The sequence below is a fragment of the Paraburkholderia sp. D15 genome (assembly GCF_029910215.1).
Classification (GTDB): domain Bacteria; phylum Pseudomonadota; class Gammaproteobacteria; order Burkholderiales; family Burkholderiaceae; genus Paraburkholderia.
This window is the reverse complement of sequence record NZ_CP110395.1, coordinates 399,675-413,674: the sequence shown is the minus strand read 5'-3', so window position 1 is coordinate 413,674 and position 14,000 is coordinate 399,675. Positions and strand designations below refer to the sequence as shown.

Here is a 14,000-nt window from a genome sequence, read left to right as displayed (position 1 = left end):
GATGGGCTTGGCATTGAACGTCAATATACGTGTTGAAAATGACGATGGCGGCACACGCCGCCATCGTCCACCTTGAATGTCCTGCTAGACCTGGATCGCTTCCGGATCGGTCTTTTCCAGTTCGACCGATGCCGCCAGCAAACCGAGCCGCGCGACCACGCCGTACATATAGAAGCGGTTCGGCGGCGCCGCGCCGGGTTTGGCGTGCGCATCCGGCAGCGCCGTGTGCTCGAAGCCGAGCGGTACGAAGTGCATGCCGGGCGCATTGAGGTTCTGATCGCGCTCGCGGCTGCCGTGCACGCGGTAGAAGCCGCCCACCACGTAACGGTCGATCATGTAGACGACCGGCTCGGCCACTTCCTCGCCGATGCGCTCGAACGTGTACACGCCTTCCTGCACGATCACGTCGTGCACGTCGAGGCCGTCTTTGGTGGCGGACATCTTCACGCGCTCGCGCTTGGTGAGCGCGGCCACCTCGGATGCGTCGTGCACGGTCATCACGCCCATTCCGTAGGTACCGGCGTCCGACTTGATCACGACATACGGTTTCTCGGAGATACCGTACTCGCGATACTTCTTCGCGATCTTCTTCAGCACGCCGTCGATCGCATCCGTCAGCGCTTCCTCGCCGGTGCGTTCCTGGAAATCGACGCCTTCCACGTGCGCGAAGTACGGGTTGATCATCCACGGATCGATTTCGACCATCTTCGCGAACTTCTTCGCGACGTCGTCATAGCACGAGAAATGCGTGGATTTGCGGCGCACGGCCCAGCCCGCATGCAGCGGCGGCAGCAGATACTGCTCGTGCAGATTCTCCAGCACCGGCGGAATGCCGCCCGACAGATCATTGTTCAGCAGAATCGAACACGGATCGAAATTCTTCAGGCCGAGGCGCCGCGGCGAGCGTTCGAGCGGTTCGAGCACGAGCTTCTGGCCGTCCGACAACGCGATCGTGACCGGCCCGACGATGCTTTCGTCGAGCGTGCCGAAACGCACGTTCAAGCCGGCCTGCCGCATGATCGCGGCCAGACGGGCGACGTTCTCCAGGTAAAACGCATTGCGGGTATGGCGCTCGGGAATCACCAGCAGATTCTTCGCGTCAGGGCAGATCTTTTCGATCGATGCCATGGCGGCCTGCACGGCGAGCGGCAGCACTTCCTGTGGCAGATTATTGAACGCGCCGGGGAACAGATTGGTGTCGACCGGCGCGAGCTTGAAGCCCGCGTTACGCAGGTCGACCGAACAGTAGAACGGCGGCGTGTGCTCCTGCCATTCGAGCCGGAACCAGCGTTCGATGGCGGGCGTGGCGTCGAGGATCTTCCGCTCGAGATCGAGCAGCGGGCCGTTTAACGCCGTAACTAGGTGCGGAACCATTGATCACTCGCAGACTGGAGAAAAAAGATTGTAGAGCAAATGCTTTGCTCATTTGGGGACGGTTTCTCCATACGCAAGCGGACGCGAATGCATTCTCGCTATCGTGATGATAGGCGGGGAAATTGACTGTTTACAAGATAAGCGTCAAGAAAAAAGCCCGCCATGAAGGCGGGCCAAAATCGCTGCGCTTGTTGCTTTCGCGCAGGCGCCGCCGGGCGGCGCCTGTCGTCGAACTTTATTCGACGTGTTCGCCGTGCAGGCTCACGTCCAGACCTTCGCGTTCCTGTTCTTCCGTCACGCGGATGCCCATCACCATGTCGATGACCTTCAGCAGGATGAAGCTCACCACGCCGCTGTAGATCAGGGTGGTCAGCACGCCCTTGGCTTGCAGGATCACGCTGCCGTCCGCGCCGCCGATGTCCTTGACCGCGAACACGCCGGTCAGCAGCGCACCCACGATCCCGCCGATGCAGTGCACGCCGAACGCGTCGAGCGAATCGTCGTAGCCGAGCTTGTGCTTGAGCCATGTGGCCGACCAGAAGCACACCACGCCCGCGACGATACCGATCACCAGCGAGCCGAGCGTACCGACGAAGCCCGACGCCGGCGTGATCGCCACCAGACCTGCCACCGCGCCCGACACGATACCGAGCACCGACGGCTTACCCTTGGTTGCCCATTCGGCGAACATCCAGGCCAGCGCGGCCGCTGCCGTCGCTACCTGCGTCGCGAACATCGCGAAACCGGCACGGCCGTCAGCCGCCACCGCCGAACCCGCGTTGAAGCCGAACCAGCCCACCCACAGCATCGCGCCACCGATCAGCGTGAGCGTCAGGTTGTGCGGGGCCATCGCTTCCTTGCCGTAGCCGACGCGCTTGCCGAGCACCAGGCAGCAGACCAGACCGGCGATACCGGCGTTGATGTGCACCACCGTGCCGCCCGCGAAGTCGAGGATGCCCGCGCTAGCCAGCCAGCCGGTCGGTTCCCAGACCATGTGCGCGATCGGCGAGTAGACGATGATCGACCACAGCGACATGAACACCAGCATCGCGGAGAACTTCATCCGGTCGGCGAACGCACCGGTGATCAGCGCCGGCGTGATGATCGCGAACGTCATCTGATAGACGAAGTAGACCGTTTCCGGGATGGTCGGCGCGAGGTGGCTGACGGTCAGCGTCGTGGCCTTGTCGCCCTTGATGTAGTTCATGCCCGCCATGAAGACGCGCGAGAAGCCGCCGATGAACGAGCCGCCCGGCGTGAAGGCCAGGCTGTAGCCCACCACGGTCCAGATGATCGTCACCACGCAGGTGATCGCGAAGCTTTGCATCAGCACCGACAGCACGTTCTTCTTGCGGACCATGCCGCCGTAGAACAGCGCCAGACCCGGGATCGTCATGAACAGCACGAGCGCGGTGGAGGTCAGCATCCAGGCGGTATCGCCCGAATTGATCTTCGACGAATCGACCGAGAACGGCGCGGTCGGTGCGGCGGGTGCAGCATCCGACGCCGCCGAGGCGGCAGCGGGGGCGCTGGCGGCCGGCGCGGCGGAGGCATCCGCGGCCGGCGCCGAAGCGGCTGCCGCGGCGGGCGCTGCCGATGCGTCCGGCGCCGGCGCGCTCGCCGTCGTATCGGAAGCTGCGGCCGAAGCGGCCGCGGGGGCGGAAGCGTCGTCCGCGAGGGCGGCGCCGATACCGCCCGCGAGCAGCGAACCGGCCATCAGCAAGGACATCAATAGTTTGCGCATCTTCGTTTCCTCTTGTCGCTTATCTGTGTCGCTATCTTTTGGTGTTACAGAGCGTCCGCGCCGGTCTCCCCGGTGCGGATACGAATCACTTGTTCGATCGGCGTGACGAAGATCTTGCCGTCGCCGATCTTGCCGGTGCGCGCCGCGCGTTCGAGCGCTTCGATCGCCTGATCGACGATGTCGTCCGAGACCGCGGCCTCGATCTTCACCTTCGGCAGGAAATCGACCACGTATTCGGCGCCGCGATACAGCTCCGTGTGGCCCTTCTGGCGGCCGAAGCCCTTGACCTCGGTCACCGTGATGCCCGAGACGCCGATGGCCGACAAGGCTTCGCGCGCCTCATCGAGCTTGAACGGCTTGATGATTGCGGTAATGAGTTTCATGAAATCCCCTCGCTTGGTTGCTAAACCCGTTTGCTGAACCCGTTCGTTGAACCGAATCCGTCGCCGCTGCGTAACCCGTGCGCGTACCGTGATTGCGTTCGCGTGGTCTCTTGCACCACCGGTAAAAAGCACCCGGCAGTGCGCGCGGGGCAGTAACAGCAACTCGCATGCCATGTTGTGTCAGACTGCGTGCCGCGCGCCTCGCGGCGACGGCGCAAACGCCCCTGGCCGAACGGCTAACGCGGGCCGGGCGCGCTGGCGCGGCGTTTGGATCGTTGCTAGAGTGTTCGAAGGTTCTGGACGCCCGGTCGCGCACCAAACGGGCTCACGCCGCGGCGGCGGGCAACGGGCGATGCACCAAGACAGCCCATTCGCCGTAACAAAGCACAGACGTAACGAAACATGCACATTTTTTGTGCAGCAAGAGAAACCGAGGGAAACCCCATGAAACAACCGAACGATGTTTTCAACGACTTTCAGGCGCGCGTGAGCGAGCTGTTCAAGAACTCGCCGGCCAAGGATGTCGAACGCAACGTCAAGGCCATGCTGTCGCAGGGTTTCGCGAAGCTCGAGCTGGTCACGCGCGAGGAATTCGAAACGCAGACCCAGGTGCTGGTGCGTACCCGCGCACGCCTGGAAGAGTTGGAGCGCCGCGTCGCCGAACTCGAACAGAAGCTGCCGGTGACAACCTCGACGCCGTCGCCGTAACGCTTTGCGCGCGGCGTGAACCGCGCGAAGTGCTGCACATCACCGGCAAGCGGGCCGTGACGTCATCAGCGTTTTAGGGGATTGCGCGCGACTCGGCGCGCTGTCCGACGGGAGAAAACATGTCGCTTGCCGTGGTGCGCAGTCGCGCGCCGGCCTCTGGCCGCGCGCCCGAAGTAACCGTCGAGGTTCACCTCGCGAACGGATTACCCTCTTTTTCGATCGTCGGCCTGCCGGATCTGGAAGTGCGCGAAAGCCGCGAGCGCGTGCGCGCGGCGCTGCAAAACTGCGACTTCGATTTTCCCGTGCGGCGGATCACCGTCAATCTGGCGCCCGCCGACCTGCCGAAGGAATCGGGGCGTTTCGATCTGCCCATCGCGCTGGGCATTCTCGCGGCAAGCGGCCAGATTCCCGTTGAGTCGCTGCTGCATCGCGAGTTTGCCGGCGAGCTGTCGCTGACCGGTGCATTGCGGCCAATGCGCGGCGCGTTCGCGATGGCATGCGGAACGGCACGCGGATCGAACGGCGCGTCGCCGACGCCTCAACTTTATCTGCCAGCCGCCAGCGCGGCGGAAGCGGCGCTCGTCCCCGGCGTGGATGTGTACGGCGCCGCCGATCTGCCGTCGCTCTGCGCTCATCTGGCGGGCGAACCGGATGCGAGGCTCGCGCCGGTCGCCGCGCCCACGCTCGCCGAACACGCGCCCGCCGCGATCCTCGACATGGGCGACGTGATCGGCCAGCGCGCCGCGCGGCGGGCGCTGGAAGTCGCCGCGGCCGGCGGCCATCACGTGTTGCTGGTCGGCCCGCCCGGCGCGGGCAAGTCCATGCTCGCCGCGCGCCTGCCAGGCCTGCTGCCGCCCATGACCGACGACGAAGCGCTCAGCTCCGCCGCCCTGCTATCGGCCAGCCGGACGGGGTTCACGCCGTCGCAATGGCGGCAGCGGCCGTTTCGCGCGCCGCATCATTCGTCCAGCGCGGCGGCGCTGGTCGGCGGGCGCAATCCGCCGCAACCGGGCGAGATCACGCTCGCGCACCTCGGCGTGCTATTTCTCGACGAATTCCCCGAGTTCGACCGTCATGTGCTGGAAACGCTGCGCGAACCGCTGGAAGCCGGCCGCATCACGATCTCGCGCGCCGCGTTGCAGGCGGATTTTCCTGCCGCATGCCAATTGATCGCCGCGATGAATCCTTGTCCGTGCGGCTGGCGCGGCGACCCCGGCGGGCGCTGCCGCTGCACGCCGGAGATCGCGGCGCGCTATCTGCGCAAGCTGTCGGGGCCGCTCCTTGACCGCATCGACATTCAAATAGAGATTCCGGCGCTGACGCCGGCGGAGTTGTCGGCCCGCTCGTCGACGCCGGGCGAAAACAGCGCGGCGATCGCTCATCGGGTGGCCGACGCGCGAGCGCGGCAGCTGCAGCGACAGGGCAAAACCAATCGCGAGCTCACGGGGCGCGAAGTGGATGATGTCTGCCGCCCGGACGCCGCCGGCGAAATCCTGCTGCGCGAGGCCGGCGAGCGCTTCCGCTGGTCGGCGCGCGCTTACTACCGCGTGCTGAAGGTCGCCCGCAGTATCGCGGACCTCGCCGGCGCGGTCATGCCGAGTGCCGCGCAGATCGGCGAGGCGATCCAGTACCGGCGCGTTTTCGCTGCCCTATAAGGCGAAAAATTTGCTGTCAAGACTTGACTTATGCACATACGGACGTTCCAAACAGATTTGGATACATCTGAAAGGTACGGCACGTGCTCGAAAGAGAGATCGTTGATTTTATTGATATTTTTTTATCGTGATGGGCGAGCCGAATCTGACAGAGTGCCCACCGGACAAGCATCTTCGGCAAATTTCGGCGAGTTCTCAACAGAGTTATCCACAGGCTCGGTGCGTAACGGGAAAACTTCAACGTAAACCGTGAATTAGCGCGCGAAGCTGCGAATGAACTTTCACTGTGGAGAACGCCCGCGCGCACGCCGGATCGGCCAAAAATACCGCTAGTTAATACAGCTGAAACGACGAAAAAAATTGGTCGACCTGTTCCGGCTGAAGCGGCTTGGCGGCAATGATGGCGGCTTGATAGACGTGCCGGCCGCGCGCCACGAGGCGTGCGTAGACGGTGCGCGTTTCGTGCTTCGAGCCGGCTTCGCCGCTCAGCCGCATTTCCAGGCCAAGCACCTTGCCGCCGGCGGCAAGCGGAATCTGGACCGCGCGCGCGTCGGGCGCGGCACCCACGTTGCGGGCGAGGCCCGTGCGCAGATAGTCGAGCACCGCGCGCTGAGTGGCATCGCTATCGTCCGGCAGCATCACCGTGCCGACTGCGAACACGGCGTCGCCGGCCTCGGCGGTTTGCATGGCCATCTGCATCGGCTTGCCGTCGATCTGCACCGCCCGCTGATCGTTGCCCGGCTTGGCCGGCAGGTCGACGGTGTAGCCGTTGTCGTTGTTCATGATCGTGCGCCAGTCGAAGGTCGGCGAGCAGGCGCTCAGCGTGACGCCTAGCACGAGCGCGCCGGCCAGCGCCCCGCCGAACGTCCATAGGCGCGATTCGGGCTGCGCAGCGGGTGAGCGATGCGGGTGAATCGGCCGAAGCTGGCCGCTGACCGGCGAAGCGGCACAGGCGGCGTTGCGGGCTCGTCCGGTAAAGGAAAGGCAGCGGGCAGCGCGGGTAGCAAGAAGACCAACGCGAAGCAAAACGTCGAAAACAGTTCGGATCATGGGGACGGAAGACCAGGCGACATGTGCTGAAAAGCCCTATTATCCGCTGCCGCCCGGCGTCCTGCCGCGCCACGGGAATGGCGCTACAATAGCGACGCTAAACAGGTCCGGGCCGCTGGCCCAAACCGGCGCACTGTTCCGCGCGTTCCGCGCGACTCTCGAGGTTTCGTCCATGAGCTCCACTCCGTCCACTACCGTCAAGCGCGCGAATCCGCTGCGCTACGTGATCGCTGCCGTCGTCGTGATCGCGATCGCCGTCGCCGGTTATTTCGCGTTTGCCGGCCAGCAGCGTGTGCCGGATGCGACCTTCACGCTGCTGTCGGGCCAGAAGGTCTCCACCGCCGATCTGAAGGGCAAGGTTTATCTGGTCAACTTCTGGGCGACCAGCTGCGACACCTGCATGAAGGAAATGCCGCAGATGGTCCAGACCTATAACCGCTTCAAGGGCCAGGGTCTCGAATTCGTCGCGGTCGCCATGAACTACGATGCGCCCATGTACGTGACCAACTACACGCAAACCCGTCAGTTGCCGTTCAAGGTCGCGATGGACGACGGTTCGGCCGCGAAGCAGTTCGGCAACGTGCAGCTCACGCCGACCACCTTCCTCGTCGACAAGGACGGCAAGATTCTCAAGCGCTATGTCGGCGAGCCTCAGTTCGCGGAACTCGACCAGTTGCTGGAAAAGGCACTGAACAAGGCTTGAGCGTTTTTGTGTCGCAGGCGCCGCGATCGCGTGGCGCACCGGATTCAACGAAAAATGCCGGCGTCGAAATCGACGCCGGCATTTTTTTATCCTCACTTTCGGGATCGCACACCGCTTAGCGCTCCCCTTCCCCTTTGGCCGCGAGGCCATAACGCTTGATCTTCTCGTACAGCGTCGCCTTGCCCAGTTGAAGCCGGTCCGCCGCGACCGCGACCACGCCGCCGGTTTGCTCCAGCGCCTCCGCGATCACCGCCCGCTCGAATTGCTCGACGCGTTCCTTCAAGGGCTGTGCGCTCGCGCCATCGTCCGAGAACGACATCACGGGATCGTCGGCGACGCCGAGCACGAAGCGATCGGCGGCATTGCGCAATTCCCGCACGTTGCCGGGCCAGTCGCGCTGCATCAGGCCGGCGCGCTGACGATCCGTGAGAATCGGCGCGGACCGTTGATAACGCACGGCCGCGTCCAGCAGGAAATGCTCGAACAACGGCACGATGTCCTCACGGCGCTCGCCCAACGGCGGCAGCGCGATCGTCACCACGTTGAGCCGGTACAACAGGTCACGCCGGAACGAGCCGTCCGCGACGTGCTCGGCCATGTCGCCCTTGGCGGCCGCGACCACGCGGCAATTCACGCGGATCGGCTGGTTCGAGCCCAGCCGCTCCAGCACGCCGTCCTGCAGCACGCGCAGCAGCTTGACCTGCAACGCGAGCGGCATGCTTTCGATCTCGTCGAGAAACAGCGTGCCGCCCGACGCATGTTCGAGCTTGCCGATACGGCGTTTTGCCGCGCCGGTGAACGCGCCGGGCTCGTAGCCGAACATCTCCGACTCGAACATCGGTTCCGGCAGCGCGCCGCAATTCACCGCGATAAACGGCTTGTCACGCCGCGGCGACAACTCGTGCAGACTGCGCGCGATCAACTCCTTGCCCGCGCCAGTGTCGCCGTTGATCAGCACGGACGCGTCGGTCGGCGCGACGTTGGCGATCAGCCGCCGCACCTGCTCGATCGCTGGACTCCGCCCGATGATGCGCGGCGCCACCGTATTCTGTTCCGCCAGCTCGCGGCGCAGCGCGAGATTTTCGAGCACCAGCTTGCGACGCTCCAGCGCACGCCGCACGGTTTCGATCAAACGCTCCGACGCGAACGGCTTCTCGATGAAGTCGTACGCGCCGTCGCGCATCGCCTGCACGGCCATCGAAATGTCGCCGTGTCCCGTCACCAGAATCACCGGCACGTCGGGCGCGCGTTCGTGCCACTGCGCAAGCACGTCGAGTCCGCTTGCTCCCGGCAGACGGATGTCGCTCACCACCACGCCCGCGAAGTCCGCGCTGATCGTCTTCGCCGCGGATTCCGCCGATGCATGCCCGATCACGTCGAAGCCCGCCAGTTGCAGACTCTGCACGCTGGCGCGCCGCACGAGTTCGTCGTCTTCGATATACAGCACCTGCAGGCCGTGATTCATGGCGTTTTCCGTCTGAGTCGATTCATGAACCCGCGATCAGCGGGTCCGAAGTGGGGTTCGTCTGCACGTGCGCGCGCCGCAGCGTCAGCACGAAGAGCGCGCCGCCGTCCGGCGCGTTGCGTGCAACCAGCGCACCGCCGCAATCGCGCGCGATCGACGACGAGATCGCCAGCCCGAGACCGAGCCCCTGGCCCATTTCCTTCGTCGTGAAGAACGGCTCGAACAGACGCGGCAGTACGTCGTCGGGAATGCCGGGGCCGTTGTCGCCGACGGCGAACGCCAGCGTCGTCGCCGACACGTCGATCTCGATGCCGATGCGCGGCGGCGTCAAACCGGCGGTCGCGTCGAGCGCATTGCCGAGCAGGTTGATCAGCACCTGCTCGAGACGCAGATCGTCGCAATGCGCGATCAGATCGGGGTAGTCGTCGGCGAGACTGAGCGGCGTACGGGTGCCGCTTTCCGCATCGACCAGCACATAGCCGATCTCGACACCTTGCAGACGCTTTTGCAGCAGCGCGACCACATTGCGCAGCGCCCGCACGATCGGCGCGCGCGCGCTGCGCGGCCGCGCCCGTCCGACGAACAGCTTCAACTGATTGGTGATCTTGCCCATGCGCTCGGTGAGCGCCGCGATCGCTTCGAGATTTTCCCGCGCCGATGCATGGTCGCCGCGTTCGAGAAACACGCGCGTGTTGTCGGAGAAGCCACGCAACGCGGCGAGCGGCTGATTCAGCTCGTGCGTGATGCCGGCCGCCATCTGGCCCAGCGCGGCGAGCTTGCTGGCCTGGATCAGTTCGTCGTGCGCGGCGCGCAACTCCTGCTCGGCGCGTGTGCGCTCCGCCACTTCCTTGTGCAATTGTTCGTTCGCCTCGGACAGGTCGGCGGTGCGTTCGGCGACACGCTGGTTCAGCTCCGCATACGCCTTCTGCAACATCGCGCGGCTACGCATCACCTCGCGCACGCGCGCGCGCCGCATGCGCCAGTAGAACGCGAACAACACCAGCGACACGTAACCGAACGCGGTGATGATCGTCGCGTAGCGCGCGTCGGCATCCACCGGACTGACGGGCGACATCGTCAGCAGATGCCAGTCCGGCTCGCCCATGCCGCGACGCGACGCCAGATAGCGCGGCGCGTAGCGGCCGCCGCCGATCCGCACGATCTGCGCGTTGCCTTCCAGCGTGCGTTCGATCGTGACCGGCAGCGGTGCGATCGGCTGCTGCGCGTATTGACGCGCCTGATAGATCGAATCCGCGACCGGGCCGGAGAGCGGCCGGATCGTGTGATATTTCCACGCGGGCACCGACGACAGAAAGATCACACCGTGATCGTCCGCGACGACCAGCGGCTCGGTCGCATCCGAGCCCTGAAACCATTCGAGATCGAGTTTGACGACCGCCACGCCGACGATCTTGCCGTCACGCCGCACCGGCTGCGAAATGTAGTAACCCGGCGCCTGTGAAATCGTGCCGATGCCGAAGAAGCGGCCCACGCCGCCCTTCACCGCATCAAGGAAATACGGCCGGAACTGATAGCCCGCGCCGATGAAACTCTGCGGCCCGTCCCAGTTGCTGGCGGCGACGCAAAAACCGTCGAGCGGAATGATGTAGGTGACCGTGGCGCGCGCGTGGCGATTGAGGTCTTCCAGATAGAGATTGGCGCGCCGCACGTTGGCCGGCGTCGGATCGACCAGCACGTCCTGCACGATCGGATGTTCGGCAAGCAGGTACGGCAACGACTCGTAGCGTTCGAGCGTGCTCTTCAGCGCGTTGGTGGTGCGATCGACCCGCACCGACGCGTTGTACCGCAAATTGTCGATGCCGCGTTGCCACGCAATGCTGTACGTGAGCCAGCACGCCGCCGCGAGCCCGGCGACGAGCGCGAAGAGGATCAGCAGGCGGCGCGTCACGTTGGCGAGATCCGGTCGAAGAGGATCGTTTATTGTGGCATAAGGCGAAGCGCCGCCGGCGCGACTTTCGTCGGCCGGCGGCGCGGGGGTGAGAGGCGCGGAGCTTGAAGACGCGGCCGCCCGTTTCATGGTCGGGCGGCCGTCGGAATGGAAAGGCAGAAGAGAACGACGGTGCGAACCGGAAGCCGGCTCAGGCGCCGGCCGGTTCTTTGACCGGCACGTCGCCACGCAACGCGGCATTCAGCTTGTTGCGGTCCAGTTCCTTTTCCCACGCCGACACCACGACGGTCGCCACGCCGTTGCCGACGATGTTGGTCAGCGCACGGCATTCGCTCATGAAGCGGTCGATGCCAAGAATCAGCACCATGCCCGACAGCGGAATGGTCGGCACCACGGCCAGGGTCGCGGCGAGCGTGATGAAGCCCGCGCCCGTCACGCCGCTCGCCCCCTTGGAGGTCAGCATCGTGACGGCCAGCAGCGTGAGCTGCTGCGTCCACGTGAGATCCGTATTGGTGGCTTGTGCGATGAACAGCACGGCCATCGTCATGTAGATGTTGGTGCCGTCGAGATTGAACGAATAGCCGGTCGGCACGACAAGTCCCACCACCGAGCGCGAGCAGCCGAGCTTTTCGAGCTTGAGCATCAGTTGCGGCAGCGCGGCTTCCGACGAGCTCGTGCCCAGCACGATCAGCATCTCTTCCTTGATGTACGCGACGAAGCGCAGGATGTTGAAGCCCACCGCCCGCGCGATGATGCCGAGCACCACCACCACGAACACGATCGAAGTCAGATAGAACGTGCCGATCAGTTTCAGCATCGGCAGCAGCGAGCCGATGCCGTACTTGCCGATCGTGAAGGCCATCGCGCCGAACGCGCCGATCGGCGCGAGCTTCGTGATGATGCGCACGATGCCGAACAGGATGTGCGAAAGCCCTTCGATGAAGTTCGTCACGACCTTGCCCTTCTCGCCGGCCGTCGCGAGCACCGCGCCGAACAGCAACGCGATCAGCAGGATCTGCAGGATTTCGCCCTGCGCGAACGCCGACGACAACGTGTCCGGAATGATGTGCATCAGGAAGTCCACGGTCGTCTGGCCGTGCGCCTTCGCCGCGTACGACGCGACCGCCTTGCCGTCGAGCGTGGCCGGGTCGATGTTGAAGCCGACGCCGGGCTTGAGCACGTGTGTCGCGATCAGGCCGAGCACCAGCGCGAAGGTCGACACGATCTCGAAGTACAGCAGCGCCTTGCCGCCGACGCGTCCGACCTTCTTCATATCCTCCATGCCGGCGATACCCGTCACCACCGTGCAGAAGATGATCGGCCCGATCACCATCTTGATCAGCTTGATGAAGCCGTCGCCGAGCGGCTTCATGTCGACCGCGAGGTTCGGATAGTAATGTCCGAGCGCAATGCCGATGATGATCGCCACGATCACCTGGACGTACAGCACTTTGTGGATAGGTTTCTTCACGATGTTTTCCTGCGATATGGGTGAGCTCATGACCTGCCGGGACGCGCATCGTGCGGACGAGTACGGAGAATCGTCACGCTCGGGCGCGCCATCAGGCCGCGACAAGACGACGAATTCAGAAATACCGGGAAGGGAAATCAGACATCGTTGTCTCCTTGCTTTTTGGTTGTCGGGCCGTTGCGGCCGCGTGTTCTGAATTGCAAGGTCGATGCCAGCTTGATGTTTGAGGCGGCGTCTTGATTCTTATGGAATTTTTGAGACGCTTTGAGATCAATCGTCCGGGATTCTGGAAATCCGGATTCGGACTGTCGGAGAATCCGGAATGCATGATGACAAAGGCCTCGGGAAAACCCCGAGGCCTTTGTCATCGCGCGCTACGGGTTGTCCCGTAGCCGCGCGCGCGTGCGGACCCGAACCCGCTTTTGCCTTCGCGCGAGGTTCAGACCGCGCCTTCTTCCAGCACCAGCAGATTGTCGTGCGAGAAACCGAGCGAGACCGGCTGGCCCCTTTCCGGCAAACCACGGTTCGGGTCGTTGAACACGTCGAGCGAGATCACCGCGTCTTTCACGCGCGTTCTGATGCGCACCACCGCGCCGAGGAAATTCACCTCCTCGACCGTCGCATTCAGCGTGTTGCGGCCTGGCGCGGCTGGTTCCAGCACGATTGCCTCGGGACGCAGCGCGAGCAGACGCTGCTTGCCCGCGTCGGCGGAAGGGAGTGTTTGCGTGGTGGTCAACTCCTGACCGTCGACGGCCATCCTGCCGGTGGCCGGATCGACCACGTGCCCCGCCAGAATATTCAGCGTGCCCACGAACGACGCGACGAAACGCGTGCGCGGATAGTTGTAGATCTCCGACGGCGTGCCGATCTGCTCGACGCGCCCTTCGTTCATCACCACGATGCGATCGGAAATGGACAGCGCTTCTTCCTGATCGTGCGTGACGAAGATCGACGTGATGCCGAGTTCGCGCTGCAACGCGCGGATATCCTGACGCAGCGAGATGCGGATCTTCGCGTCGAGCGCGGACAACGGCTCGTCGAGCAGCAGCACCTGCGGCTTGCCGGCCAGCGCGCGCGCCAACGCGACGCGTTGCTGCTGGCCGCCCGACAGTTGCCACGGGTAGCGTTGCCCGAGATGCGGCAACTTGATCAGCTGCAGCATTTCGTCGACGCGCTTGTCGATCTCCGCTTGCGGCCGGTGCGTGATCTTCAGTCCGAAGCCGATGTTCTCGGCCACCGTCATGTTCGGAAACAGCGCGTACGACTGGAACACCATGCCGACCTTGCGCTGCCGCGTGCGCAGATGCGTGACGTCCTTGTTGTCGAGACGGATGACGCCGCGCGTCGGCGTTTCGAAACCGGCGATCATCCGCAGCACCGTGGTCTTGCCGCAGCCGGACGGTCCAAGGAAGGTGATGAATTCGCCGCGCTCGATCTTCATGTCGAAGTGATGCAACGCCGTGTTCGCCCCGAAGGACTTGTGCAGATTTTCGATCTCAAGGAATGCCATGATGCGCCGCCTCAGTGCGTCAAACTCA

General features: G+C 64.2%; 11 protein-coding genes. 3 read left to right on the top strand and 8 right to left on the bottom strand.

Annotated features, from left to right (window positions below; all coding sequences use genetic code 11):
• Window positions 1-84: 84 nt before the first annotated feature.
• The 3 genes from gshA to LFL96_RS01760 form a co-directional block, all read right to left on the bottom strand.
• Entirely contained in the window at window positions 85-1,374 is a 1,290-nt protein-coding gene (gene gshA / locus LFL96_RS01770; RefSeq protein ID WP_280997388.1) for a glutamate--cysteine ligase, read from the bottom strand.
• A 235-nt stretch (window positions 1,375-1,609) separates the two neighbouring features.
• On the bottom strand, window positions 1,610-3,118 hold the full coding sequence (locus LFL96_RS01765) for an ammonium transporter (RefSeq protein ID WP_280997386.1): 1,509 nt from the start codon (window positions 3,116-3,118) through the stop codon (window positions 1,610-1,612).
• Between the two features lie 44 nt (window positions 3,119-3,162).
• Complete coding sequence (locus tag LFL96_RS01760) at window positions 3,163-3,501, bottom strand: P-II family nitrogen regulator (RefSeq protein ID WP_006048089.1); 339 nt, start codon at window positions 3,499-3,501, stop codon at window positions 3,163-3,165.
• A gap of 444 nt (window positions 3,502-3,945) precedes the next feature.
• Between LFL96_RS01760 and LFL96_RS01755 the strand changes: the two genes are divergently transcribed.
• Window positions 3,946-4,209, top strand: coding sequence for an accessory factor UbiK family protein (locus LFL96_RS01755; RefSeq protein ID WP_280997337.1), 264 nt, complete (start codon window positions 3,946-3,948; stop codon window positions 4,207-4,209).
• Window positions 4,210-4,328: 119 nt separating this feature from the next.
• Window positions 4,329-5,864, top strand: coding sequence for a YifB family Mg chelatase-like AAA ATPase (locus LFL96_RS01750; protein ID WP_280997335.1), 1,536 nt, complete (start codon window positions 4,329-4,331; stop codon window positions 5,862-5,864).
• Between the two features lie 333 nt (window positions 5,865-6,197).
• Here the strand turns inward: LFL96_RS01750 and LFL96_RS01745 are convergent, their stop codons facing one another.
• The gene (locus tag LFL96_RS01745) at window positions 6,198-6,716 is read right to left on the bottom strand and encodes a hypothetical protein (RefSeq protein WP_281000865.1); all 519 of its coding nucleotides are present in this window, start codon (window positions 6,714-6,716) and stop codon (window positions 6,198-6,200) included.
• Window positions 6,717-7,086: 370 nt separating this feature from the next.
• Between LFL96_RS01745 and LFL96_RS01740 the strand changes: the two genes are divergently transcribed.
• A complete protein-coding gene (locus LFL96_RS01740) occupies window positions 7,087-7,617 on the top strand; it encodes a TlpA disulfide reductase family protein (RefSeq protein WP_280997331.1) in 531 nt (176 codons plus the stop codon).
• A gap of 115 nt (window positions 7,618-7,732) precedes the next feature.
• On the opposite strand, the gene LFL96_RS01735 is transcribed toward LFL96_RS01740, so the two are convergent.
• From LFL96_RS01735 to LFL96_RS01720, 4 genes are all read right to left on the bottom strand, one after another.
• Window positions 7,733-9,082, bottom strand: a complete 1,350-nt coding sequence (locus LFL96_RS01735; protein ID WP_280997327.1) for a sigma-54 dependent transcriptional regulator — start codon at window positions 9,080-9,082, stop codon at window positions 7,733-7,735.
• A gap of 22 nt (window positions 9,083-9,104) precedes the next feature.
• A complete protein-coding gene (locus LFL96_RS01730; RefSeq protein ID WP_280997325.1) occupies window positions 9,105-11,120 on the bottom strand; it encodes an ATP-binding protein in 2,016 nt (671 codons plus the stop codon).
• 61 nt (window positions 11,121-11,181) lie between these two features.
• Window positions 11,182-12,462 carry a dicarboxylate/amino acid:cation symporter gene (locus LFL96_RS01725; protein WP_280997323.1) on the bottom strand — a complete coding sequence of 427 codons (1,281 nt, stop codon included), beginning with the start codon at window positions 12,460-12,462 and terminating at the stop codon, window positions 11,182-11,184.
• A gap of 439 nt (window positions 12,463-12,901) precedes the next feature.
• Window positions 12,902-13,972: an ABC transporter ATP-binding protein gene (locus LFL96_RS01720; RefSeq protein ID WP_280997321.1), complete on the bottom strand. Its 1,071-nt coding sequence runs from the start codon at window positions 13,970-13,972 to the stop codon at window positions 12,902-12,904.
• Window positions 13,973-14,000: the final 28 nt, after the last annotated feature.

Excerpts from the sequence above, each read along its gene's own strand:
- gshA (WP_280997388.1), bottom strand. The coding sequence starts at position 1,374 with ATGGTTCCGCACCTAGTTACGGCGTTAAACGGCCCGCTGCTCGATCTC.
- LFL96_RS01765 (WP_280997386.1), bottom strand. The coding sequence starts at position 3,118 with ATGCGCAAACTATTGATGTCCTTGCTGATGGCCGGTTCGCTGCTCGCG.
- LFL96_RS01760 (WP_006048089.1), bottom strand. The coding sequence starts at position 3,501 with ATGAAACTCATTACCGCAATCATCAAGCCGTTCAAGCTCGATGAGGCG.
- LFL96_RS01755 (WP_280997337.1), top strand. The coding sequence starts at position 3,946 with ATGAAACAACCGAACGATGTTTTCAACGACTTTCAGGCGCGCGTGAGC.
- LFL96_RS01750 (WP_280997335.1), top strand. The coding sequence starts at position 4,329 with ATGTCGCTTGCCGTGGTGCGCAGTCGCGCGCCGGCCTCTGGCCGCGCG.
- LFL96_RS01740 (WP_280997331.1), top strand. The coding sequence starts at position 7,087 with ATGAGCTCCACTCCGTCCACTACCGTCAAGCGCGCGAATCCGCTGCGC.
- LFL96_RS01735 (WP_280997327.1), bottom strand. The coding sequence starts at position 9,082 with ATGAATCACGGCCTGCAGGTGCTGTATATCGAAGACGACGAACTCGTG.
- LFL96_RS01730 (WP_280997325.1), bottom strand. The coding sequence starts at position 11,120 with ATGAAACGGGCGGCCGCGTCTTCAAGCTCCGCGCCTCTCACCCCCGCG.
- LFL96_RS01720 (WP_280997321.1), bottom strand. The coding sequence starts at position 13,972 with ATGGCATTCCTTGAGATCGAAAATCTGCACAAGTCCTTCGGGGCGAAC.